The 23,601-nt window shown below is 72.5% G+C and carries 20 protein-coding genes; 13 read left to right on the forward strand and 7 right to left on the reverse strand.

Features of this window, described 5'->3' with window-relative positions; translation table 11 throughout:
- The first annotated feature begins 101 nt into the window (after positions 1-101).
- Both AC07C1_RS16895 and AC07C1_RS16900 read left to right on the forward strand, forming a co-directional pair.
- The gene (locus AC07C1_RS16895; RefSeq protein WP_478939690.1) at positions 102-1,475 is read left to right on the forward strand and encodes a salicylate synthase; all 1,374 of its coding nucleotides are present in this window, start codon (positions 102-104) and stop codon (positions 1,473-1,475) included.
- 54 nt (positions 1,476-1,529) lie between these two features.
- Positions 1,530-3,641: an AfsR/SARP family transcriptional regulator gene (locus AC07C1_RS16900; protein WP_478939692.1), complete on the forward strand. Its 2,112-nt coding sequence runs from the start codon at positions 1,530-1,532 to the stop codon at positions 3,639-3,641.
- A gap of 40 nt (positions 3,642-3,681) precedes the next feature.
- On the opposite strand, the gene AC07C1_RS16905 is transcribed toward AC07C1_RS16900, so the two are convergent.
- Positions 3,682-4,668, reverse strand: a complete 987-nt coding sequence (locus AC07C1_RS16905; RefSeq protein WP_478939694.1) for an SMP-30/gluconolactonase/LRE family protein — start codon at positions 4,666-4,668, stop codon at positions 3,682-3,684.
- Between the two features lie 143 nt (positions 4,669-4,811).
- Here AC07C1_RS16905 and AC07C1_RS16910 point away from each other — a divergent pair, with 143 nt between their 5' ends.
- On the forward strand, positions 4,812-5,246 hold the full coding sequence (locus tag AC07C1_RS16910; RefSeq protein ID WP_478939946.1) for a MarR family winged helix-turn-helix transcriptional regulator: 435 nt from the start codon (positions 4,812-4,814) through the stop codon (positions 5,244-5,246).
- A 42-nt stretch (positions 5,247-5,288) separates the two neighbouring features.
- The gene (locus AC07C1_RS16915; protein ID WP_478939695.1) at positions 5,289-5,822 is read left to right on the forward strand and encodes a hypothetical protein; all 534 of its coding nucleotides are present in this window, start codon (positions 5,289-5,291) and stop codon (positions 5,820-5,822) included.
- Here AC07C1_RS16915 and AC07C1_RS16920 read toward each other — a convergent pair.
- The gene (locus AC07C1_RS16920; protein WP_478939697.1) at positions 5,816-7,090 is read right to left on the reverse strand and encodes a serpin family protein; all 1,275 of its coding nucleotides are present in this window, start codon (positions 7,088-7,090) and stop codon (positions 5,816-5,818) included. The two genes, AC07C1_RS16915 and AC07C1_RS16920, sit on opposite strands and share 7 nt — an antisense overlap.
- 111 nt (positions 7,091-7,201) lie before the next feature.
- Between AC07C1_RS16920 and AC07C1_RS16925 the strand changes: the two genes are divergently transcribed.
- The 6 genes from AC07C1_RS16925 (at position 7,202) to AC07C1_RS16950 (ending at position 13,819) form a co-directional block, all read left to right on the forward strand.
- Positions 7,202-8,392: a DUF4190 domain-containing protein gene (locus tag AC07C1_RS16925; protein ID WP_478939698.1), complete on the forward strand. Its 1,191-nt coding sequence runs from the start codon at positions 7,202-7,204 to the stop codon at positions 8,390-8,392.
- A 163-nt stretch (positions 8,393-8,555) separates the two neighbouring features.
- Positions 8,556-9,308 carry a GntR family transcriptional regulator gene (locus tag AC07C1_RS16930; protein WP_478939700.1) on the forward strand — a complete coding sequence of 251 codons (753 nt, stop codon included), beginning with the start codon at positions 8,556-8,558 and terminating at the stop codon, positions 9,306-9,308.
- A 417-nt stretch (positions 9,309-9,725) separates the two neighbouring features.
- On the forward strand, positions 9,726-9,911 hold the full coding sequence (locus AC07C1_RS16935) for an SPOR domain-containing protein (protein WP_478939702.1): 186 nt from the start codon (positions 9,726-9,728) through the stop codon (positions 9,909-9,911).
- Between the two features lie 30 nt (positions 9,912-9,941).
- Entirely contained in the window at positions 9,942-10,352 is a 411-nt protein-coding gene (locus AC07C1_RS16940) for a (deoxy)nucleoside triphosphate pyrophosphohydrolase (protein ID WP_478939704.1), read from the forward strand.
- Between the two features lie 175 nt (positions 10,353-10,527).
- Positions 10,528-10,956, forward strand: a complete 429-nt coding sequence (locus tag AC07C1_RS16945; RefSeq protein ID WP_478939706.1) for an ATP-binding protein — start codon at positions 10,528-10,530, stop codon at positions 10,954-10,956.
- A 274-nt stretch (positions 10,957-11,230) separates the two neighbouring features.
- Positions 11,231-13,819 (forward strand): SpoIIE family protein phosphatase, encoded by a 2,589-nt coding sequence (locus tag AC07C1_RS16950; protein ID WP_478939707.1) that lies wholly within the window; start codon positions 11,231-11,233, stop codon positions 13,817-13,819.
- A gap of 35 nt (positions 13,820-13,854) precedes the next feature.
- On the opposite strand, the gene AC07C1_RS16955 is transcribed toward AC07C1_RS16950, so the two are convergent.
- On the reverse strand, positions 13,855-15,444 hold the full coding sequence (locus AC07C1_RS16955) for a hypothetical protein (RefSeq protein WP_478939709.1): 1,590 nt from the start codon (positions 15,442-15,444) through the stop codon (positions 13,855-13,857).
- An 80-nt stretch (positions 15,445-15,524) separates the two neighbouring features.
- Between AC07C1_RS16955 and AC07C1_RS16960 the strand changes: the two genes are divergently transcribed.
- Positions 15,525-16,712, forward strand: a complete 1,188-nt coding sequence (locus tag AC07C1_RS16960; RefSeq protein ID WP_478939711.1) for a hypothetical protein — start codon at positions 15,525-15,527, stop codon at positions 16,710-16,712.
- Between the two features lie 69 nt (positions 16,713-16,781).
- Entirely contained in the window at positions 16,782-17,087 is a 306-nt protein-coding gene (locus AC07C1_RS16965; RefSeq protein ID WP_478939712.1) for a hypothetical protein, read from the forward strand.
- On the opposite strand, the gene AC07C1_RS16970 is transcribed toward AC07C1_RS16965, so the two are convergent.
- Genes AC07C1_RS16970 through AC07C1_RS16985 form a run of 4 tightly spaced genes read right to left on the reverse strand, consistent with a single transcriptional unit; the run spans position 17,068 to position 20,928 of the window.
- Positions 17,068-17,838, reverse strand: coding sequence for a succinate dehydrogenase/fumarate reductase iron-sulfur subunit (locus AC07C1_RS16970; RefSeq protein ID WP_478939714.1), 771 nt, complete (start codon positions 17,836-17,838; stop codon positions 17,068-17,070). The genes AC07C1_RS16965 and AC07C1_RS16970 overlap by 20 nt on opposite strands.
- Positions 17,835-19,766 carry a fumarate reductase/succinate dehydrogenase flavoprotein subunit gene (locus tag AC07C1_RS16975; RefSeq protein WP_478939716.1) on the reverse strand — a complete coding sequence of 644 codons (1,932 nt, stop codon included), beginning with the start codon at positions 19,764-19,766 and terminating at the stop codon, positions 17,835-17,837. Before AC07C1_RS16975 ends, AC07C1_RS16970 begins: the two co-directional genes overlap by 4 nt.
- 23 nt (positions 19,767-19,789) lie before the next feature.
- Positions 19,790-20,611 carry a hypothetical protein gene (locus AC07C1_RS16980; RefSeq protein WP_478939718.1) on the reverse strand — a complete coding sequence of 274 codons (822 nt, stop codon included), beginning with the start codon at positions 20,609-20,611 and terminating at the stop codon, positions 19,790-19,792.
- 26 nt (positions 20,612-20,637) lie between these two features.
- Complete coding sequence (locus tag AC07C1_RS16985) at positions 20,638-20,928, reverse strand: hypothetical protein (protein WP_478939720.1); 291 nt, start codon at positions 20,926-20,928, stop codon at positions 20,638-20,640.
- A gap of 326 nt (positions 20,929-21,254) precedes the next feature.
- Between AC07C1_RS16985 and AC07C1_RS16990 the strand changes: the two genes are divergently transcribed.
- Entirely contained in the window at positions 21,255-23,414 is a 2,160-nt protein-coding gene (locus AC07C1_RS16990; RefSeq protein WP_478939722.1) for an ABC transporter family substrate-binding protein, read from the forward strand.
- The last annotated feature ends 187 nt before the right edge of the window (positions 23,415-23,601 follow it).

Below are 23,601 nucleotides of genomic sequence, written 5' to 3' on the forward strand. Positions count from 1 at the left end.
ATCTGTCATGGATTTTTCCGCCAGGGCGAGGACTGCGATCGCCGGCGAGCTCAGTCCTGCTCCGCCGGACGCGGCGTCGCCCTCCACTCGGAGGAAGTGAGATGAAAACTCATTACCGCACTGCCGTGATGGAGACCACGCGTGAACCGCTGGACATTGCGGTCGGCCTCGCCGCCTCGGGCCTTTTCGACACATCCATGGTCCACGAGGCCGCGGGTGAATGGTCCATAGCCGGCGGTATCGCTGCCGAGGTGATCGTCGACGCCGAGAGCGTTCGATGTACGAGACTCGGTGTCACCCGCGAGGAACCGTGGTTCGGGGAACCCCTGACCGTGGTGCAGAAATTCCTGGCCGACCTGCCGATCAGCGACTGGACCGCGTACGGCTGGTGCGCCTTCGAACTCTCCCACGCCATCGCCGGTATGACGGTGCAGCAGGGAACGCTGCTCCATCTGGTGGTCCCCGAGACGGAGTTGCGTCTGACCGGGTCCCGGATCCTGCTGCGCAGCCTCGACAGCGCCGCGCTGGCCGCGGCGGAGGACACGGTGGCCCGAGTCGCGGCGGCACCGGCACCGGCCGAGGCGCTGCCCGTCCGGGTGGACCTGGAAAGCGGCGCCGACGACTACCGCCGGAAGGTGGCCTCGCTCGTCGAGGAGATCCGCGCGGGCAAACTGCAAAAGGCCATCCTGTCCCGTGAGATACCCGTCGAATCCGCGGTCGACTTCCCGGCCAGCTACCGCAGGGGCCGCCTGAGCAACTCCCCCGCCCGGTCCTTCCTCCTGGACATGGGCGGACTGCGCAGCTTCGGGTTCAGCCCGGAGACCGTGGTCGAGGTCTCCGCCGACCGCCGGGTGTCCAGTCAGCCGCTGGCCGGCACGCGTGCTCTGACCGGGGATTCCCAGCTGGACCACAAGCTCCGTGAGGACCTTCTCTCCGATCCCAAGGAACTGCACGAGCACGCCATCTCGGTGAAGGTAGCGGTCGACGAACTGGTCGGCCCGTGCAAGCCGGAGTCGGTCGTCGTCGCGGAGTACATGACGGTCAAGGAGCGTGGTTCGGTCCAGCACCTGGCCTCACGCGTGGTGGGGCAGATGCCCGAGGGGACGAGTCCCTGGGAGGCCTTCGCCGCCGTCTTCCCCGCCGTCACGGCGTCCGGGGTACCGAAGCACGCCGCCTACCAGGCCATCCACCGGCACGAGGGGAACCGCCGCGGGCCGTACGCGGGTGCCGTGCTGAAGGTCGCCGAAGACGGCACCATGGACGCCGCTCTGGTGCTGCGCAGCGTGTACGCGCAGGACGGCCGGACCTGGTTGCGGGCCGGGGCCGGCATCGTCGAGCAGTCCCACCCGGACCGGGAACTCGAGGAGACCCGGGAGAAGCTGCGGTGCGTGGCCACGTCGTTGCTGGCGTCCACCGAGGATGCCGGGACCACGACGCCGGGTGCGGCAACCGTCCGCGCCGGGGCGCGCGACTGATCAAGGCACGGCGTTACTGGCGATCAACCGTCCATTCCTGGAGGCAACGGCACCATGCTGACAGCGGCGGAACATCTGTCTGTTCAACTACTGGGTCCCGTACGGGCCTGGACGGGCGACAAGGAGGTCGTCCTTGGCCCGCCGAAGCAGCGTGCCGTCCTCGCGCTGCTGGCCAGCCGGGCCGGTGACGTCCTGGGGATCGAGCACATCATCGACGCCGTCTGGGGAAGCGACGTCCCGCAGACCGCCGCCAACGGTGTGCACACCTATGTGGCCGGGCTGCGCCGCGTGCTGGAGCCCGGCCGCAGCAGGCGGGGCACGAGCTCCGTACTCGCCTCGGCGGCCGGCGGCTACTGTCTGCGCATCAGCCCCGAGGCGGTGGACGTCACCCGGTTCGCACAGCGCCACGCGCAGGCTCGCAGGGCACACGCGGGCCGTGACGCCAAAGCGGCCCTGGAGCTGTACCGGGACGCCCTGGCCCTGTGGCACGGCGAGGCCTTCGCGGGCATTCCCGGGCCGTTCGCGGCCATGGAGCGGACTCGGCTGCAGGACCTGAGGATGACGGCCATAGAGGAATGGGCGTCGGACATGCTGAGGGCCGGCCGGCACGGCGAGGTGGTCGCCGACCTGTCCACGGCGGTGGCCGAGGAGCCCCTGCGGGAGAAGCTGCGCTGGTTGCTGATGCTCGCCCTGTACCGCTGCGGCAGGCAGGCCGACGCCCTCACCGTGTACACCGAGACCCAGCGGCTGCTCAGCCGGGAGCTGGGCATCAAACCAGGCGCGGAGCTGGCCGGTCTGCACCAGGACATACTGGCCGGGCGCGCGGTCACCGCCTGCCAGGACCGGTCCCCGGCGCCGGCGGCGGCCCGTGACCTCGCGGACAGTGTCTCGCCTGACACCCCGCGCCCCGCCCAGCTGCCGCCGCTGGCCCGGGGATTCGTCGGCCGTGCGGCGGAACTGGCCGCACTGGAAAGGGTGCTGGCCGAGGACGGGTCACGGTCCAGCGCCAGCACACCCGTGGCCGTGCTGGACGGCCTGGCGGGCGTGGGCAAGACGGCGGTCGCCCTGGAGCTGGCGCACCGGCTCACCGACCGCTTCCCGGACGGCCAGCTCTTCGTCGACCTCGGCGGCACGGGACTGCAGGGCGAACCGCTCACGGCGGCCGAGGCGCTCGCCCAACTGCTGCGCAGTCTCGGCGTGGACGACGCGCGAATACCCGGCGACCTGGCCGGGCGGGTCAGCCTCTACCGCAGTCTGCTGCACGGGCGGCGGATGCTGGTGGTGCTCGATGACGCGCTCAGCGCCGAGCAGGTCCGTCCGCTGATCCCCGGGGGCGCGTCGTCCGTGCTTGCCACCAGCCGGCAGCGGCTCGCCGGACTCGCGATCCGCGACGGGGCCCACCTGATCAGGGTCGGACCGCTGACCGAACGCGAGTCGGTCGAGCTGCTCACCTACCTGGGCGGGAAGCGGCTGAGTGAGGAGAAGGCGGTCATGATGCGCCTGGTGCGCATCTGCGAGGGGCTGCCGCTGGCACTGCGCAGCGCGGCCGAAGGGCTGAACGCGGCCCGTGACGTGCCGCCGACCGCGGCAGTGGTGCGCTACGCCGACAGACGCGGGCTGCTGGACCGTCTCACCGTGGAGGGCGACGCGGCCGCGAACCTGCGCGCGGTGTTCGAGTCGTCGTATCAGGCGTTGCCGGCGGAGGCCGCCCGGATGTTCCGCTACCTGGGCCTGCACCCCGCCAGCCCGATCACCGTCCAGCAGGCCGCGACCCTGGCCGGTACGAGCCGTGCGACGGCCCGGCGCCTGCTCGATCTGCTCGTCGACCGTCACCTGGTGGAAAGGGTGTCCAAGCACTACTACCGATTCCACGGCCTGATCGGGATCTACGCGGCAGAGTGCGCCGAACGGGAACCGAAGGCCGGCCGTGACCTGGCGCTGATGCGGCTGCTCGGGCGGGAGCGGAGCTTCGCGCCGCGCCGCACGGCGGCACTGGAGCAGGAGCAGGACGCCGCACGTCAGCGTGAGACGACCGGCCGGCGCCCAAGGAGCGGGGTTGCCGCGGCCTCGGCCCCGGCACTCAGAAGTCGCCCGCTCACCGACCAACGCGCGCGTCCGGTGGAACAGGGGTCCTGTTCGGGTGATCCCACCGTGGTCGGTGCCTGACGGTGGGACCCGCGGCCCGGGGCCGTCGCGCCGGCCGGTGTCACAGTCCCGTCACCCGGGCCACCGTGAACGGCGTCCGCGGGGTCCCCGGGCCCATCGGGCCGCCCTTGTCGAACTGGGAGCGGACGACCAGCAGGCCGTGGCGGTCGTGGGCCAGGGTGGTGGGGATCTGGAGGGCGGGGCCGGTCAGGCTGCGCGTGAGGCGGGCCGTGCTGCCGTCGGGGGACAGCTGCCAGCGGGTGAGGGTGTTGCCGGCGTTGTGGGCGGCCCACAGCGTGCCGTGCGCCAGCTCCAGGCCGTCGCCGTGTACCAAGTCGCCGCCGGCCAGGGTGACCTGGCGTATCGAGCCGTCGGCCACGGCCACCCGGTACAGGCCGCCTCCGGTCATGTCGACGACGAACAGCAGGCGTCCGGCGCGGTCGGCGGTGATGCCGTTCAGGGCGTAGGCCGAGGGTGCGTGCGGGGGCAGGACGCCGCTCAGGTCGTAGTGTGCGGTGAGGGGCGCCCGGCCGCCGCGGGCGCGGGCCACCTCGGCCGGGGTGACGCGGTAGATCAGCGGACGCACGCTGTCGGTGGCGTACGCCGTGCCGTCGTCGGTGATCACGAGGTCGTTCACGAAGCGCGCATCGCCGTCCGGCACCTCGAACCGGGCCACCAGGGAGCGGTCGCGCAGGTCGTACACATCGATCCCCGTGGTCGAGTCGATCACCCACAGGCGGCCCGCACGGTCGACCTTCAGGCCGTTGGCCGTGGTCCGGCCGTCGGCGCCCGCCGCCAGGAAGACCCGGGCGGTGCGGCTTCCGGCGGCGGCGCGATAGACCGCGCCGGTGGTGTACGAGCCGACGTACGCGTCACCCGTGCGCGGGTCGAGGGCGATGCCCTCGGGGTAGGCGCGCTCGCCGGGGAGGGTGAAGGCCGTGGAGATACGGGGTCCGGTGGCCGCCTGGGCGGATCCGGGTGCGGTGACGGCCAGGGCGGCGGCCGCGGTGGCGGTCAGGAACGTACGGCGGTGGATCGAAGGGGACACGGTGCCGGTGCCTCTCGGATTCGGTCGAGCCATCAGTAGTACGACCACGAAGCTAAGTTAGAACTCTAATGGTCGTCAAGGTATTAACATCCGCGAGAGGGTGAACGTTTGTATGTGCCCGCTATCATGCGCGAGTGACCTCCATGCCCGCGTCCGAGCGCCTCGGCTCCCACCTCAAGCGGGCCGAGCAGGCCCTCAATGCGACCAAGACCGCGGTGCTGAAGCCGGCGGGTGTGACGGTCGCGCAGTACGCCGCGCTGCTCCACCTCTCCGGCAAGCCCGGCATCTCCGCGGCCGCCCTGGCCCGGCTGTGCGGAGTCACACCGCCCACCATGACCACGGTCCTGAAGAACCTGCGGGACCGTGGCCTGATCGCGCGCACTCCGCATGAGTGGCACAAGAACGTCCTGGAGACCCGCCTCACGGACGAGGGCCGTGCCGTGCTGGCCGACGCCGACGCCCGCGCGGTGCGCGTCGAGCGGGCCCTCGCCGCCGAGTTCACCGACGGGGAGCGGGACGCGCTGGCCGGGCTCCTGGCCCGCTGTGTCAGGGTCCTCCAGGAGCAGCGCCCGCAGTGATGGATCGACGGAAGAGGTAAGAGCGTGCGCGATCGTTCACCCGTGCCCGGACGCCGACGGCCGGCTCGCGGCGCCGTACTGGCGCTGCTGCTGATCCTCACGGCCGGGTGCGCGGGGTCCGACGCCTCCTCGGGCCCGGACTACGCGACCGACTACGCCGGCCACGAGCCGCTGCGCGTCTACGGCTACCCGTCCACGGGCTCGCTGCGGGTGGTGCAGGAGGTCGTGTGGCGGATCGCCGACGGCGACACGGCGCGCCTGACGGACCTGGCCACCGGCGACAGCACCGATGCCGAGGCGGAGAAGACCGCCGCCAACTGGATCGACGGGTTCCGCAAGGGGGCCCGCGGTAAGGTCGCGGCCGACTTCTACGACGAGGGCTCCGAACGCCAGACCGTGCTGCTGTACTTCCAGGGCACCAAGCAGGTCAAGGAACTGGACGTGCGCCTCGACGGCAACGCCGGCGACGACGGATGGCGCGTACTGATGGACGAGACCGACGCGAAGGAGGCCACCGGCGCTCCCTCATGGGCGCCCAGGCAGCCGGGCGGACTCGGCTCCGAGCGAGGTCACTGAGTCCCGCCGGGCGTCGGCTCGCCGGTCAGGCCGGCGGAGGTGGAGCGGCCCCCCAGGTGCCTCACCGGATACGGCGCCGGGTCGCTCACCCAGCCCCCCACCAGCACCAGCCGGGACTCCCGGTCGACGGCGAGGAAGCCGAAGGGCCGGTCGAAGGCGACGCGGACGACCGTGGTCTCGTGGCGGTACCGGGGCGGCCCGCTGCCCGCCACCGGCATGACCGCCGTCACCGCCGCGGCACGGAAGCCCAGCGGGCCGAACTGCGCGAGCGCCGACTGGCGGCCGGCACCGACGGCGAGCGGGAAGGCGCTGATGCCGGGAAAATGGCCGTGCCGCGTGTCCGTCGCCGCCGCCAGCCCGAACAGGCCCGCCAGGGCGGGCAGATCGTGGTCGGCCCGCACCTCGAACGCCACCGTCCGCACGTCCAGCGTCGTCGGCGCCGGCTCGACGGCCGGCTGCTGCTCCACGTGCAGGCCCGGGCCGACGTGCCCGTACGGCAGCCGGCCGCCACCGGTGAGCGGCAAGGTGCGCTCCACGACCCCCACCGCGGCGGTCAGCACCTGACCCGGTGTCATGCGCTCCTCGCCGAGCACCAGATGGACGTCGACGCCGTTGTCACCGGGCACCGTCAGGGCGGTGACGAAGCCGTCCGGGGAGCCCGTCACACCCACCCGGTCCGGCCGTACGCTCCACCGGTGCAGCCCGCGAAGTGTACGGCCCTGCCACGGACCGGTGTCCGGCCGCAACGGCAGCTCCCGGAAGGGCTGTCGCCAGGTCGTGCCCAGCGCGAGGGCACTGGCCAGGACCATCCGCGCCTCCCGGTCCAGCGTCACCGGCATGCGCTCGACCAGCCCGCCGGTCCGCTCGGCGGCCCAGGCGTCCAGCCGCTCCTGGGCGGTGACGAGGTCGTCTCCGAACACCCCGTGGGTCCCGGCCGGCAGCCCGGCCCGCCACTCCTCGCGCAGGGTCAGCCCGTGGTGCGTCCACAGACCGAGCGCCGCGTCCAGACCGGGCACCGACCGCAGGGCCGCCAGCAACTCCCGTGCGGCGCCGGCCGCCTGCTCGGCGGGCACACCCAGCGCCCCCGCCAGCTCCGCCCGCGCCGGGCCCGCCGCACCGTCGGCCAGGAAGGCGAGCAGCGGCCAGACGCCGGCCGCCGAGAAGACCGTGCCGCCCGGCGTGGTCGCCGCCCACCGGGCGGTGAGCCCGTTCACCGCCCGGACGACCTCGTCGCCCGCCCGGCTCCCCACCGGTGTCCCCACCCTCATTCCGCCCCCCGCGCGCCCCCGCTTACCATGCGGCCAGTCGTACGTCAGTCCAGTCGGCGGGCCGGCCGCCGGTGCTGCGCTGCCGCCGCCCGACCCAGGAGCACGGTACCGGTGTCCATACCCCCGCCCCCCGGCCCCCACGAGCCACAACGGCCGTACCAGCCGCCTCGGCCGCATCCGCGGGGGTCGTACGCGCCGCCGCCGTACCCGCAACAGCCGGGCGGGCCGCACGGGTTGCCGTACCAGCCGTGGGCGCAGGGCTACCGCCCCTACAACCACCCGGCCCCCGTCAACGGCCTCGCCATCGTCGCCCTCGTGCTCGGCGTGCTGTGCTTCCTGCCCGGTGTGGGGCTGGTGCTCGGGCTCGTCGCGCTGCGGCAGATCCGCCGGCGCGGGGAGCGCGGCAAGGGGTTGGCCGTCGGCGGCGCGGTGCTCTCCGGGATCGGACTCGCGCTGTGGGCGCTGCTGTTCGCCACGGGTGGCGCGTCCGGCCTCTGGCAGGGGCTCGAGGACGGCGTGCACGACGGCGCGAGCATCTCGCTGGTCGAGGGCGAGTGCTTCGACGCGCCCGGCGGCGCGCTGAGCGGCGATACCTACGACGTCGACAAGGTGCCCTGCACCGGCGAACACGACGGCGAGGTGTTCGCGTCCGTCCGGCTGACCGGTGGCGGCTACCCCGGGGACGACACGGTCACCGACACCGCCGACGAACGCTGCTGGGGCCTGCGGGACGGCTACGCGATGGACGGCTGGGCGGTCCCGGGCGACGTCGACGTGTACTACCTCACCCCGACCGAGGACAGCTGGGCGGCGGGGGACCGCGAGGTCACGTGCGTGTTCGGCAGCACCACCGAGGGCGGCGACCTGACCGGTTCGCTGCGCAACGACGAGACCGTCCTGGACGCCGACCAGGTCGCCTATCTGAAGGCCGCTCACGTCCTCAACGCGGCCCTGGACACGGTCCCGGAAGCGGATTACGTGGAGGACGACCTGCCCGGGCACCAGGCGTGGGCGGGGCGCGTGTCGGCCGCGCTGGGCGAACAGGCGCGGATGCTGCGGGCGCACCACTGGCCCGCCGGGTCCCGGAGGCCGGTCACGGACCTGGCCGCCGCTCTGGACACGGCGCGCGCGGAGTGGGCGAAGGCCGCGAAGGCCGGTGACGCGGACGCCTTCTACGCGCACTACGACACCGGTCTCGACCTCATCCGGCCGCGCCGGGCGGTCACCGCGCGGAAGGCCCTGGGGCTGGCCACCACCCCGCCGATGGGCGACGACGGCGCCGACACCGGCATCCAGGTGTGAGCAGGCCCGCGTCTGAGCACCCCTATACGCGGAAGAAAGTCCCTGGGTAAAGCCCTCCCGGCCGCGATGTCATCACATCGAGTGATTCTCTGGCCTTTGCTTGCACGGCACAACCCACGGTTGCCACGCTGTTGCTGTCTGTACAACCTGATGGGAGCGGCCAGTGACTTTCGGTGAGCAGCCGGCCTACCTGCGCGTCGCGGGTGATCTCCGCAAGAAGATCGTCGACGGTTCACTGCCGCCCCACACCCGGCTCCCCTCCCAGGCCCGCATCCGCGAGGAGTACGGCGTCTCGGACACGGTCGCGCTCGAGGCCCGCAAGGTGCTCATGGCCGAGGGACTGGTCGAGGGCCGCTCCGGCTCGGGGACGTACGTGCGCGAACGGCCGGTGCCCCGCCGGGTGGCCCGCTCCGGGTACCGGCCGGCCGGCGGCGCGACGCCCTTCCGGCAGGAGCAGGCCGACGCGGCGGCGCGCGGCAGCTGGGAGTCCAGCAGCCAGCAGGCCGAGGCCGGGGCCGCCATCGCCGAGCGGCTCGCGATCCAGGTGGGCGACCGGGTCATGCGCACCCGGTACCTGTTCCGGGAGGCCGGTGAGCCGATGATGCTCTCCACCTCCTGGGAGCCCCTCGCCGTCACCGGCCGCACGCCGGTGATGCTTCCCGAGGAGGGACCGCTCGGCGGCATGGGCGTGGTCGAGCGCATGCGCGCCATCGACGTCATCGTGGACAACGTCACCGAGGAGGTCGGCGCCCGCCCCGGCCTCGCCGAGGAACTGCATGTGCTCGGCGGTGTCCCCGGCCATGTCGTCCTGGTCGTCCAGCGCACCTACTTCGCCTCCGGCCGCCCGGTGGAGACCGCCGACGTGGTGATCCCGGCGGACCGCTACCAGGTCGCGTACCACCTGCCCGTGAAGTGACGTTCCGCGACGCTCCCGGTGCCCGCGCGAGGCATCGGCCGGGATGCCGCGCGCTCCTTCGAGTGAGGTAGCGCACACCCTCGGCACCCCGAGCGGACGGATGTCCCGGCCACCGGAGCGCGGCCGGTGCCGACGCACGCCACGATCCGGCCGTTCTCCCAGGTGACCCCTCCTTCCGCCGCCAGGCCCCCGACCCCATGCGGCGCGCTGCGCGACGGCGCATTCGGTCCCGTGCGCCCCCGGCGTTCTGGCTGGTTGCGTACCTCTTTGTGAAAAGCCGTATTCGCTGCGTAAAGGTTGGGCGTACGCTCGGGCATATGCGGATCGCGGTTTCCTTAGACGGGGCACGGCGGGGGCCCGGGACGGGACGGGGAGGGTGGGGCGGTGCGAGATGGACTGACCGGGGCGGTGGGAGCCATGACTGAGGGCACGGTCGCCTGGATCGTGATACGGCAGGACGACAACGGCAATCGCTACCGCGTCGGCCGGTACGCGACCCGGGCCGAGGCCCAGAAGATCGCCGACAGCCTCGACGACCGAGGGCACAAGCAGCTCTACTGGGTCGAGCGCATCGGCGAGAACGGGGACGGCAGCCACAACTGACCGGCCGCGCGCTCCCGTAGGCTCCGCCCCATGACGCCCAAGACGGAACGGATCGTGGTGGTCGGGGCCGCCCTGCTCGACGGCGGCCGGCTGCTCGCCGCCCGGCGCAGCGCGCCCCCCGAACTGGCCGGACGCTGGGAGTTGCCCGGCGGCAAGGTCGAGGCGGGCGAACGGCCCGAGGACGCCCTGGTGCGGGAACTGCGCGAGGAACTGGGCATCGACGCCGAGCCGGTCGAACGCGTGCCGGGGGAGTGGCCGCTGCGAGCGCCGTACGTCCTGCGGGTGTGGACCGCCCGCCTGCTGCCCGGCTCCCGGACGCCCGAACCCCTCGAGGACCATGACGAGCTGCGCTGGCTGGCTCCGGCCGAGGTCTGGGACGTGGCGTGGCTGGACCAGGACGTGGCGGCGGTGCGGCAGATCGAATCCCTGGCCCCCTTCTGACCCGGCGCGCGGCCTCGACCGCCGCTCGCACCGCCTCGGCGCTCGCCGCGCTGGGCGCTCGTCTCAGGCATGTGCAGTGCCTCGTACGCCGTTCGTGCCACAGTGCGCCCTCCTGCGCGGTACTGCCCGCCCGATATCGGGTATGTGCCCATTAACCCCACGAAACCGGACATGGGTGGGCTCGCTGGCCTGGGAAGTGATCGGCGTGATCGACACCGAAGGCGACTGCGCCGAGTGGTCCTTTCCCGCGGAACCGGGCGCCGTGCGCACCGCCCGGGCCGCGGTGCGCGGCCAGTTGCACGGCTGGGGCCTCGACTGCCTCGCCGACCTGGCCGCGTTGCTGGTCAGCGAGCTGGTCACCAACTCGATGCGGCACGCCACCGGGCCCATCGGCGTACGGCTGGTTCGCCCCGCCAGGCTCGGCGACGCGCTGCTGGTGGAGGTTTCCGACCCGCTCCCGGACCCACCGCGCGAGCGTGTCGCCCAGCCCGGGGACGAGAGCGGACGCGGCCTGCAACTGGTCGCCGGCTCCTCGCGCCGCTGGGGCACCCGGCCCGGCGCGGGCGGCAAGACCGTCTGGTTCGAACTGGCGGTGCCCGGGTGAGGCGGAAGGTCCGGCGGGGCTGAAACAGGGGGTGTACGTCCGCCGGTGTGCGTGCGCCGTGCGCGACGTGCCGCGACCGGTCCCGGGGTGTGGGGTTCGCGGGCGTGTTCCCTGGTTAGAAGAGTGAAGGTGTTGTCACGGACCGGTCCGAAAAACACCTGGACCGAGCTGTGATCGTGAACACCGTGTCGTGCGGCGCCGTAGTGCTGGATACTGCGGGCAGCCGCCCCCGGTGACCGGTGCCGGACGCGGTGAGCTGGAGGGGACGGTTCGCGTGAGCGAGATACCAGCGAAGGCCACGGAGTCGGAGGACCCGTCGGGCGGCGCGGGGAAGCAGGCCGCGGAGGGTGCCGCGGCGCCCGGCGACGCCATGTGGCAGAGCAGTCCGCCCGGTTCGATCTACGACTACATCAAGGTCGCGTCCTTCTCCATCAGCCCCGGCGGACTGGTCGACCAGTGGAGCCTGCGTGCCGAGCAACTCTTCGGTATCCCCGCCGAACGCGCCGTCGGCATGGACCCCATAGAGGCCTTCGTCGACTCCGACCTGCGCGCGCGCGGCCAGCGCAAGATGGCCGAGATCCTCGACGGACGCGAGTGGACCGGGGTGGTCCCCTTCCGGATGCCGGACGAGGCGGACGGCACGCGCGGCGAGGAGGGCCTGGCCGAGGTCTATGTCATGCCCACCCGTACCGCCGAGGGTGACAAGGCGGCGGTGTGCATCGTCGTGGACGTCCGCACCCTGCGCAGCATCGAGACCGACCTCGCCGCCTCGCAGGCGATATTCGGCCAATCGCCGTTCGGATTCCTGCTGATCGACATCGATCTGAGGGTCCGTCGGGCCAACGAGCGATTCGCCTCCATCTTCGGCGGAACCCCGGACGACCACCGGGGCAAGGGAGTTCACGACTATCTGCCGCGCGCCGAGGCCGAACGGGTTTCGGCCACCCTGCGGCGGGTGCTGGAGACCGGCGAGTCCATCACCGACATGCACGTCACGGGTTTCGTCCCGGACTCCGAGGAACGCCGGCACTGGTCCGTCAACCTCTACCGCGTGCAGAGCGGCAGCGGCCGGCCCATCGGGATCGCCTGGCTCGGCACCGACATCACGTCTCGCCGCGCCGCCGCCCGCGAGGCCGCCGCCGCCCGGCGCAACCTCGCCCTGCTCAACGAGGCCGGCGCCCGCATAGGGAACTCCCTCGACCTGGAGACCACGGCGCGCGAACTCCTCGACGTGGTCGTCCCCGGCTTCTGCGACCTCGCCACCGTCGACCTCTACCAAGGCCTGCTGGCCGGCGACGAGGCCCCGCCCGGGCTCGCCGACGGCAGCGCCGAACTGCGCCGCGTCGCCTTCGCCAGCGCCGTCTCCGACGCCCCCTTCGCCGGCTCCGCCGAGCCCGTCGCACTCGGCGCGGTCCACCACTTCCCCTTCAACTCGCCCTGCGCCGACGCCCTGCGCACCGCCCGCCCGCAGGCCGTGCCCGGGGAGGAGGGCGGTCTCGTGCAGTCCACGCTGGCCGTGCCGATGGTCGCCCACGACACGGTCGTGGGCCTCGCCCAGTTCGCACGGACCAAGGGCAGCGAGCCGTTCGGCGAACGTGACCGGGATCTGGCGGTGGAGCTGGCCGCGCGTGCCGCGGTCTGCATCGACAACGCGCGCCTGTACCGCCGCGAGCACGAGCGCGCGTTGATACTGCAACGGTCCCTGCTCCCGCCCGGCGACCCGGAGGCGTCCGGGCTGGACATCGCCTGCCGCTATCTGCCCGGCAACGCGGCGACGGAGGTCGGCGGCGACTGGTTCGACGTCATCGAACTGCCGGGTCACCGCACGGCGTTGGTGGTCGGCGATGTCATGGGGCGGGGCCTGCGCGCGGCCGTGGCCATGGGTGAACTCCGTACGGCCGTCCGTACGCTGGCCCTGCTGGACCTGGAACCGGCCGAAGTCCTGTCGGCGTTGGACGAGATCGCGCGGGGCCTCGGCACCCCGGGCGGCGTCCAGCAGGCCACCCGCACGGCCCGGCAGCCCCGCGACGCCGACCTCTCCGAGGTGTACCTCGCGACCTGCGTCTACGCCGTCTACGACTCGGTGACCAGGCGCTGTACGTTCGCCAACGCAGGCCATCTGCCCCCGGTCCTGGTGGAGCCCGGTGAGGCGGCCCTGATGCTCGACGTGCCGCCCGGCATGCCGCTCGGTGTGGGCGGCGAGCCCTTCGAGGAGGTGGAGGTCGAACTCCCCGAGGGCGCGCTGCTCGCGCTCTACACGGATGGACTGGTCGAGTCCCGCGACCACCCCCTGGACGAGGGCCTCCAGGCCTTCGTGGGCGCGCTCACGGACCCCTCCCGCCCGTTGGAGGACGTCTGTGACCACGTCCTCAACACCCTGGACACCCACCACGGCGAGGACGACATCGCTCTGCTGATGGCCCGGGTCCAGGGACTGCCCGCCGAATCCGTCGGCGACTGGACGCTGCCGCGCGAGCCGCGCAGTGTGGGCCGGGCCCGGGAGTACGCCCGCGCTCAGCTGGTCGGCTGGGACCTGGAGCCGCTGGTCGACACCGCGGAACTCCTGGTGAGTGAGCTGGTGACGAACGCGCTGCGGTACGGCGAGGGCGAGATCCGGCTGCGGCTGCTGCTGGACCGGACGCTGGTGTGCGAGGTGTGGGACTCCGGGCTGGTCCAGCCTCGGCGGCGGCGCGCCCGCGACACGGACGAGGGTGGCCGGGGGCTCCAGCTGGTCGGATTGCTGAGCGCGGCGTGGGGATCGCGGCGGACGCCTCGGGGCAAGACGGTCTGGTTCGAACTGCCGTTGCCCGGCGGGGAGCACGGGCTCACCGACCCGGCGGAGGCGCTGCTCAGCCTCTTCTGAGCCGGTGGGGTGCCGGGGCGGGCGGCCCCGGGTGGTTATGAGGGTGCCGGGAACCGGTGCCGGCCCCGGGTCTCCGGTCCGCCGAACCCGGCCGGGGGGCCGCCGTCCGGGTCCTCGGCCAGAAGGATCCCGCCGAGCACGGCACCGGCCAGGCCCGCCGAGTCGCCGTCGGCGCCGGCGTACGGGTTGCCGTGTGCCCGCACATCCCGTTCGGCCAGTTCGCGGGCCTGACGGGACATGGTGTCGGCCCCCTCGGCATCCCCCGCGGCGAGCGACCGCACCGCCTCCGCCAGCCGGGCCCGCGCCTGCGCGTCCACCGCACCCCGGTGCACCGCCACGAACTCCTCCGCCCCGGCGACGGAACTCCGTGCCACGAGCAGGGCGGCATGATCCAGCACCCCCGACCGTCCCGCCCCCAGCCGCGCCACGGCCCGCGTGATCCGGCGCAACGCGTCCATCGGGTCGAACGGCCCCCCGGTCAACTCGGCGCGCACGGCGGCCAGCACGCCGTCCGCATGAGCGAGCCGGGCCTGCAATTCACCGACGGCCAGAGACGCCCCCGCATCCCCGTCCGGCGCCACCTCTCCCTTCCGTATCACCGTGAGCTTCGCTTCCGCATCGGTCAGCGCGGGGGCTATCAGGCCGGTTGCCTGCCGTAACTCGGCCGTGAGCCGTTCCACCGCGCCCACCAGGGCACCGGCCTGTGCGATGGCGCCCTCGGCGGCGCGCAGGTGTCCCGCCGCACGCTCGCCGTCACCGGAGTCGTCGGCCTGGCGGGCCCGGTTGAGGTGGGCGGTGGCGAACACCAGCCGGTCCTTCGCCTGCTCGACGTACCCGGTAACGGATGCGGCGGCCACGGGCGGATACCGCTCGTGCAGTGCGGTGAGCGTGCCGTGTGCGGCCGCCGTCCGTACCGTCAGCTCCCGGAAGCGTCCCTCGGCGACCTCCAGTGCCCCGCCCACCCCCTCCTCCAGCCCCCGCAGCCGGTCCAGGGCCGGCGCCTCGGTGTCCAGCCGCCGCCCCGCCTCCGCGCACCGCCCGATCACTCCCACCAGTGCCTGCCGCCGCGCGTCGGCTTCCGTCGGCACCCCGTCCTCGTACCGCCGCCAGATCGCGAACGCGGCCGAAAGCTCGGTCTCGGCCGCCCGCAGGGCATGCGCGCACGGCTCGGCCTCCGCCTCGCCGAACCGCTCGTGCACGAAGGACAGTTCCTCCCGGCTGGTGCGCACGCAGTCGTCGGCCAGCACCAGCGCCGCACGTGCCTGGCGTTCGGAGTCGGCCGGTGCGGGCGTGGGCGGCCGCACCGAGACGATTCCCGGCGTCGTCCGGGAGCGGGCCCGCCGGGTGCGGCGCAGGTAGCCGTAGCCGGCCAGTACGACGGCCGCGCCGCCTACGACCAGCGGCAGTACGAGATCGGTGGTGGACGTCTCGTCCTGCTGCGGCGCGGCGGCGCTCGCGACGGGCCCGGAGAGGGCCACGGGAACCGGACCCCGGGCGGCGACCGTCATCACCGGCAACACCAGCCACCCGGCGCCGATCAGGGCACCCAGCACGGCATGCCCCACTCGCGCCCGTATCTGTGCCTTGGCGTGCCGGGGCCGGCCCCGGATCAGGGAGGACGTCACATTTTGGAGCGTATGGGCAGGTAGGCGGCTTCGCGAGTGGGGTGGATACGGGTGGGGGACGAGGCGGACAGGGGGACGGGATGGACACCGAGGACACGGCGGGGCCGGGGGCGGGGGAAGCCGAGGACACGGCGGGGCCGGGGGCGGGGGAAGCCGAGGACACGGCGGGGCCGGGGGCGGGGGAAGCCGACGACATGACCCACCCGGATGCACGGAGCGTCGACGACCAGCCGGTGCGGCGGGCGGCCGGGCGTAAGCGGCGGCGCGTGCTGCGCTGGGCCCTCACCGCACTCGCCCTGCTCCTCCTCCCCCTTCTCACCGCCGAGACCGCCCTGCGTCTCAGCTACACCGGTGACCCGGCACCGGGCACCCGCACGCGCCACCAGGACGCCCTCTGGCTCGGCCACGCCTGGGTGGACGGCCGTAAGAGCGGCAAGGACGTCGAGGCGCTCGCGGCGCGTCTGCGCGGCAGTGGGATCCGTGACCTGTACGTCCACTCCGGACCGCTCGAGCACGACGGCACCCTGCCCGACTCCGCCTACCGCAGGGCCAGGTGGCTGATCGCGGCCGTCCACCGTGAGCTGCCCGGTGTCCGGGTCCAGGCCTGGCTCGGCGACAGGCTGGCCACCGAGAGCCCCGACGGTCTGCGCCTGGACCGCCCCGGGACCCGCGCCGCGATCCTCGCCTCCACCCGCCGTGTCCTCGGCGCCGGCTTCGAAGGCGCCCACTTCGACCTGGAACCCCTGCACTCCGGCGACCGCGACTACCTGACGCTCCTGGACGACCTGCGGGATCTCACCCGCGCCCGGCACGCGCTGCTCTCCGTGGCCGCCCACCAGATCGACCCGCTGCCCGCGTTCCACTCCCTCGCCGGTGCGGTCACCGGGCACCCCAAGTGGTGGTCGCAGGCGTACTTCGGGCAGGTGGCCCGCCGGGTCGACCAGATCGCCGTGATGTCGTACGACACCGCGCAGCCGTTGCCCAGCCTGTACGGCGGTTATGTGGCCGAGCAGACCAGCCTCGCCCTCGAGGTCACCCCGGAGACGACCGACCTCCTGATGGGCCTGCCCTTTTACCACACGGACAAGCCGGGCCACTGGGCGCACGCCGAGACCGTGCCGGCCGCCGTGCGCGGCGTCCGCCTGGGCCTGTCCCGCACCGACGCCGACCGCACCCGCTTCGGCGTGGCCCTCTACGTGGACTTCGCGGCGACAGCGGCGGACTGGCGGACGTACCGGGAGGACTGGGTGGGCCGGCCTCCCTCTTGACGGGATCCATACGGGGCATCGCGAACCGGAGCCTGGCGCCGCCCCCGGTCCGCTGGGACGATGTTGGTCATGCACATGTACTTGGTGGCGGCGGCCGTGCTCGCCGTGGTCCTGCTCGCGGCGGGCGGCCTCGCGGCCGTCGTGGCGGAGTGGGTCCCGCCGCCGGCCCGGCGCCGGGTGCTGCGGCCGCGGCTGTGGGGCTACGGGACGCTGCTGAACGCGCTCGGGCTGGGCCTGTTCATGTTTCTGGGACCGTTCGCCGACGCGGGGCTGAGCGCCGTTCCCCTCGTCGGGTGGTTCCTGTTCATGGGCGGGACGATCGTCCAGTTCCTCGCCCAGCGCCCCGGCCGCGGTGCTACGAGGACCGCCTCCTGATCTTCGAGCCCAGCCACACCAGAGGGGCGTACTTGCGGTCGACGGCCCGTTCCTTCAAGGGGATCAGGGCGTTGTCCGTGATCTTGATGCCCTCGGGGCAGACCTCCGTGCAGCACTTGGTGATGTTGCAGTAGCCGAGCCCGTGTTCGTCCTGGGCCGTGCGTCCCCGGTCCAGGCCCGTCCCGGCGGCCGCGTCCAGCGGGTGCATGTCCAGTTCGGCGACGCGCATCAGGAAGCGGGGGCCGGCGAAGGCCGTCTTGTTCTCCTCGTGGTCGCGCACCACATGGCAGGTGTCCTGGCACAGGAAGCACTCGATGCACTTGCGGAACTCCTGCGAGCGGTCCACGTCCTCCTGGAACATGCGGTACTCGCCGGGGGCGAGCCCGGCCGGCGGGACGAACGCCGGCACCTCCCTCGCCTTCTGGTAGTTGAAGCCGACGTCGGTCACCAGGTCCCGGATCACCGGGAACGCGCGCAGCGGTGTGACGGTGATGGTCTCCTCGCGGTCGAACACCGACATCCGGGTCATGCACAACAGCCGCGGGCGGCCGTTGATCTCCGCCGAGCACGAACCGCACTTGCCCGCCTTGCAGTTCCAGCGCACGGCGAGGTCGGGCGCCTGGGTGGCCTGGAGCCGGTGGACGATGTCGAGCACCACCTCGCCGTCGTTGACCTCGACCTTGAAGTCCTCCAGGTCACCGCCCTGCACATCGCCCCGCCACACCTTGAAGTGGGCCTCGTAGCTGCTCATTCGTACAGCTCCTCCTCGGCGAGGTACTTGACCAGCTCCTCCTTCTCGAAGAGGGCGAGCAGGTCGGGGCGGACGGGGTCGGTGGTCTCGCGGGCCAGGCGGATCTGGCCGCGTGCGGGGTCGGTCGCCGCGAGGCCGCCGGTGGGGTCGGCGAGGGTGCACAGGAGATTCACGTTGCGCCAGGCGCGGTCCATCGCCGGATGGTCCTCGCGCGTGTGCCCGCCGCGCGACTCGGTGCGCTCCAGCGCGGCCCGCGCCACGCACTCGCTGACCAGCAGCATGTTCCTGAGGTCCAGGGCCAGGTGCCAGCCGGGGTTGAACTGGCGATGGCCCTCCACCCCGGCCCGGCGCGCCCGTAGCCGCAGCTCGGCCAGCTTGTGCAGGGCCTGCTCCATCTCGCCCTCCCGGCGGATGATGCCGACCAGGTCGTTCATGGTCTGCTGGAGTTCCTGGTGCAGGGTGTACGGGTTCTCCGGCGGCCCCGCCTCGCCCTCCGACTCCGCCGAGAAGGGCCGCAGGGCCTCCGCGGCCGCCGTGTCGACCTGGACGTCGTCCACCGGCGGGCGCCGGTACGAGAGCCCCTGCGCGTACTCGGCCGCGTGCCAGCCCGCCCGGCGCCCGAACACCAGCAGGTCGGACAGCGAGTTTCCGCCGAGCCGGTTGGAGCCGTGCATGCCGCCCGCGACCTCACCGGCCGCGAACAGCCCCGGCACCCCGCGCGCGGCCGCCGTGTCCGACTCGACGGCGACGCCGCCCATGACGTAGTGGCAGGTCGGGCCGACCTCCATCGCCTCCGCCGTGATGTCGACGTCGGCCAGCTCCTTGAACTGGTGGTACATGGAGGGCAGCCGGCGCCGGATGACCTCCGCCGGCATACGCGTCGAGACGTCCAGGAAGACCCCGCCGTGCGGGGAGCCGCGGCCCGCCTTCACCTCGGCGTTGATCGCGCGGGCCACCTCGTCGCGGGGGAGCAGCTCGGGGGGACGGCGGTTGTGGTCGGGGTCCTCGTACCACCGGTCGGCCTCGTCCTCCGACTCGGCGTACTTCTCCTTGAACACGTCCGGGATGTAGTCGAACATGAACCGCTTGCCGTCGGAGTCCCTGAGCACCCCGCCGTCCCCGCGCACCGACTCGGTGACGAGGATCCCCTTCACCGACGGCGGCCAGACCATGCCCGTCGGGTGGAACTGCACGAACTCCATGTTCAGCAGTGGCGCGCCCGCGAGCAGCGCGAGGGCATGCCCGTCACCGGTGTACTCCCACGAGTTCGACGTCACCTTGAACGACTTGCCGATGCCGCCGGTAGCGATCACCACCGCGGGGGCCTCGAGGACGAGGAAACGGCCGGTCTCGCGCTCGTACGCGAAGACGCCCGAGACCCGGTTGCCGTCCTTCAGGATCCGGGTGACCGTGCACTCCTGGAAGACCTTCAGCCGGGATTCGTAGTCCCCGCTCTCGCGATGGTCCTCCTGCTGGAGGGCGACGATCTTCTGCTGGAGGGTGCGGATCAGCTCCAGACCGGTACGGTCGCCGACGTGCGCGAGACGCGGGTACTCGTGGCCGCCGAAGTTCCGCTGGGAGATCCGGCCGTCCTTCGTACGGTCGAACAGCGCCCCCCAGGTCTCCAGCTCCCACACCCGGTCCGGGGCCTCCTGGGCGTGCAGCTCGGCCATGCGCCACTGGTTGAGGAACTTGCCGCCGCGCATGGTGTCGCGGAAGTGGACCTGCCAGTTGTCGTGCTCGTTGGCGTTGGCCATGGCCGCCGCGATACCGCCCTCGGCCATCACCGTGTGTGCCTTGCCGAACAAGGACTTGCAGATCACCGCCGTACGGGCGCCCCGCTCGCGGGCCTCGATCGCGGCTCGCAGCCCGGCGCCGCCGGCACCGACCACGACGACGTCCCACTCCTGCCGGTCCACCACGGACATCAGTCAGTCCCTCACTGGAATCTCTAGAAGAAGCGCGGATCGTCGAAGACCCCGGACGCGACCAGATAGACGTAGAAGTCGGCGAGGGCCACGCTCACCAGGGACGCCCAGGCGAGCAGCATGTGCCGGGCGTTGAGCTTCCCGACGAACTGCCACGTCCGGTAGCGCACGGGGTGCCTGGAGAAGTGTTTGAGCTTGCCGCCGACGATGTGCCGGCAGGAGTGGCAGGAGAGGGTGTACGCCCAGATCAGCACGATGTTGACGAGGAAGACCAGGGTGCCGAGGCCCATGTGGCCCCAGCGGTAGTGCGTGTCCCGGAAGGACAGCACCGTGTCGTAGGTCAGCACGCCGGCGACCAGCAGAGCGGCGTAGAAGAAGTACCGGTGGACGTTCTGCAGGATCAGCGGGAAGCGGGTCTCACCGGTGTACTTCCGGTGCGGCTCGGCCACCGCGCAGGCGGGCGGGGACGCCCAGAAGCTGCGGTAGTACGCCTTGCGGTAGTAGTAGCAGGTCAGCCGGAAGCCGAGCGGGAAGATCAGGATGATGACGGCGGGGGAGATGCCCCACCAGCTCCCGAGGACGTCGGCGTTCGGCCCGCCGTGCATGGTCCCGCAGTTCTGCGCCAGGCAGGGCGAGTAGAACGGCGAGACGTAGGGCGCCGCGTAGTAGTGCGCGTTCGCGAAGGCCCGCCAGGTCGAGTAGACGACGAAGGCGAACAGACCGGCCGCGGTGACGGCGGGCGCCAGCCACCAGCGGTCGGTCCGCAGATGCGGTGCGGCGATCGCGGCGCGCGTACCGGTGCGTACGCCGCCGCCGTTCTGCTGGGGTTCCGTACCAGTGGCCAAAGGGGACTCCGGTCGGTTCGGGGATGTCAGGGGGCGCGACGGTCGCGGGCACCCAGGCCCTCGTCGTCCGAGTCCGTCCACAGGCTGATGTCGTAGGGGGTGTCGGAGATGGTGACGAGGTCGGGCCGGCGGGACGCGTCCGGGGCGGCCGCCGCCTCCCGCAGCAGCGCGACGCTCTCGCGCAGATGGTCGGCGTCCAGCCGGACCCGGCGCATTTCCAGGCCGCCACTGCCGAGATGGTGCTCCAGGCGTCCCAACGACCGGTACAGATCGTCGAGGGAGCGCTGGACCGAGGTGATGTCGTCGTGCACGGTCATGACTTGCCCCTCACTTCCATGGGTCCGGCGGGACCTGGGCGGCAACGTTCATGCGCCTTGGAGTGTTGCGCGTCACACGTGCCGGTGTGAAGGCATGTGCAGCGATTGGCGGAGGCGCGCGGGTGCATCTCCGGGTGGGTTGCGCCGCACGGGTGGGGTTACCGCCCGTCGTCGTCGTGTCGCCCGCTGTGGCCGGATCCTTTCCTCTTCAGTGGCCGCATAGATCTGATCAGCTCCATATACCGCCAAAAGTGATCAGCTCCAGACCGGCTCCATATACCGACAAAAGTGAGCATAAAGCCCGCGGCTTCCTGGAGGTAGCAGAGATGTCCTACGACGGCGTCGGCTCGCGCGCGGTCATGCGCTCGGTCGCCTTCCTCACCGCGGGGGCGCTCGTGGTGCCCCTCCTCGCCGGGTGCGGCTCCGATGACGAGATCGCCGGCCCGCTCGCGCCGCAGGACATCGCCCTCGTCGCCCGCGACCAGGTCGCCGACGGCGGTACCGCCAAGTGGGCGGTGGACGCCGTACCGGAGAACCTGAACACCTTCCAGGCCGATGCCGACGCCGGCACCACCCGGGTCGCCCAGGCCGTGCTGCCCTCGATGTTCCGGCTCGACGCGAACGGCCGGCCCGTGGCGAATCCCGCCTATCTGGAGTCGGCCAAGGTCATCGAGACCGAGCCGCGCCAGGTCGTGCTGTACAAGCTGAACCAGCAGGCCGTCTGGAGCGACGGCCGGGAGATCGGGGCCGCCGACTTCGTCGCCCAGTGGCGCGCCCTCTCCGGCAAGGACAGCGCCTACTGGACCGCCCGCAACGCCGGCTACGACCGCATCGCCAAGATCGAGCGCGGCGCCAACGACCTCCAGGTCCGGGTCACCTTCTCCCGCCCCTACGCCGACTGGCGGTCGCTGTTCTCCCCGCTGTACCCGAAGGACGTCATGGGCACCCCGGACGCCTTCAACGACGGGGCCCGCCGCAAGCTGAAGGTCACCGCCGGCCCGTTCAAGCTGGAGAAGGTCGACACCGCCGCGAAGGACGTGGTCCTCACCCGCAACCCGCGCTGGTGGGGCAAGCCCGCGAAGCTCAACGAGATCGTGCTGCACGCCGTACCCCGTGACAAGCGGGCCGCCGCGCTCGCCGACGGCAGCGTGGACCTCGCCGAGATCGACGCCGCCGACGCCCAGCGGATCAGCCTCGCCACCCGCCGGAAGGGCACCGGGACCCCGTTGCAGGGCGGCGGGAAGACCTCCGTGAAGAAGCTGCGCTCCTGGGCGCTCGCGCACGGCTTCGACTCCGACGAGGTGAAGGCCGGCAAGAAGAAGCTGCGCAAGGCCATCTCCGAGTACCTGGAGCAGCAGCAGGCCTTGCGCGCCTTCGACGTCCGCAAGTCCCTGGAGCCCGCCTACACCCAGCTCGCCCTCAACGGCTCCGAGGGCCCCCTCACCGACGAACGGGTCCGGCGGGCCGTCGCCCGCGCCCTGGACCGCGAGGAACTGGCCAAGCTGGTCCTCACCCCGCTGGGGCTGCCCGCCGTCCCGGTCGGCAGCCACCTCGCCCTGTCCGGGCAGGCCGCCTACGCCGACAGCAGCGGTGCCATCGGCGGCCAGGACACCAAGGAGGCGCAGGCGCTGCTCGCCGACGCCGGCTGGGTCCCCGGCGGCCCCGTCAAGGAGCAGAAGAAGGGGGAGAAGGCGGCCGGCGCCGAGAGCGGGCAGAGCGGCAAGGAAGACAAGGAAGACAGGTCCGACGGCGGCAGGGACGGCGAGTACATCGTCGGCGAGGACGACAAGAGCGGGGAGGACAAGGGCAGGCACGGCGAGGACGGCGGCCGGCACCTCGCGCAGGAGGGCAAGCCCGGCGGCGCGCCCGGTGCCTACGCCCCCAAGGGCACGGCCGCTCCGGCGGCCGCGTCGGCCGGACTGCTCGCCAAGGACGGCAAGCCGCTCGCACTCCGCTTCGTGCTGCCCTCCGGCGCCGGCTCCGAGACCCTGAACACGGTCGCCGAGCGGATCACGGCGATGCTGGAGCGGCTCGGCATCCGGACGACGATCACCAAGGTCCCGGACGAGAGCTACTTCAAGGACCACATCGCCTCCGGCGACTACGACCTCGCCCTCTACTCCTGGCCGTCCTCCGCCTTCCCCGCGACCGACGCCCGGCCCATCTACGCCAAGCCGGTGCCGGCGGCCGACGGCTCGGTGAACGTCGAGCAGAACTACACGAGGGTCGGCACCGACCAGGTCGACCAGCTCTTCGACCAGGCGGCGGCCACGCTCGACGAGGACGAGGCGCGTTCGCTGATCCGCAAGGCCGACGCCCGGATCTGGGCGGCGGCGGGCTCCATCCCGCTCTATCAGCGGCCTCAGCTGGTGGGCGTGCGCAAGGAACTGGTCAACGCCGGGGCGTTCGGCTTCCAGACGCCGGTCTACGAGGACATGGGCTTCCTGAAGAAGGGGGCGAAGATCTCGCCGGGCCCGAAGAAGTAGCCGCCGCGGGCAGCCGTTCCGCGGGGCGACGGGGGTGCCCCCGCTCGAGGCGAGCCGAGGGCGGGGAGGGTGGGCGCGGCCCGCGGCGCCGGGCGGGTGGGAAGCGGCTTGTACTGCGCCGACACAGCCCGGCGAGCCCCAACCACGGCGGACCCGTACCATGGGGTGAGGCCGTGGCGTGTTCAAG

The organism is Streptomyces sp. NPDC045022 (genome assembly GCF_056432605.1).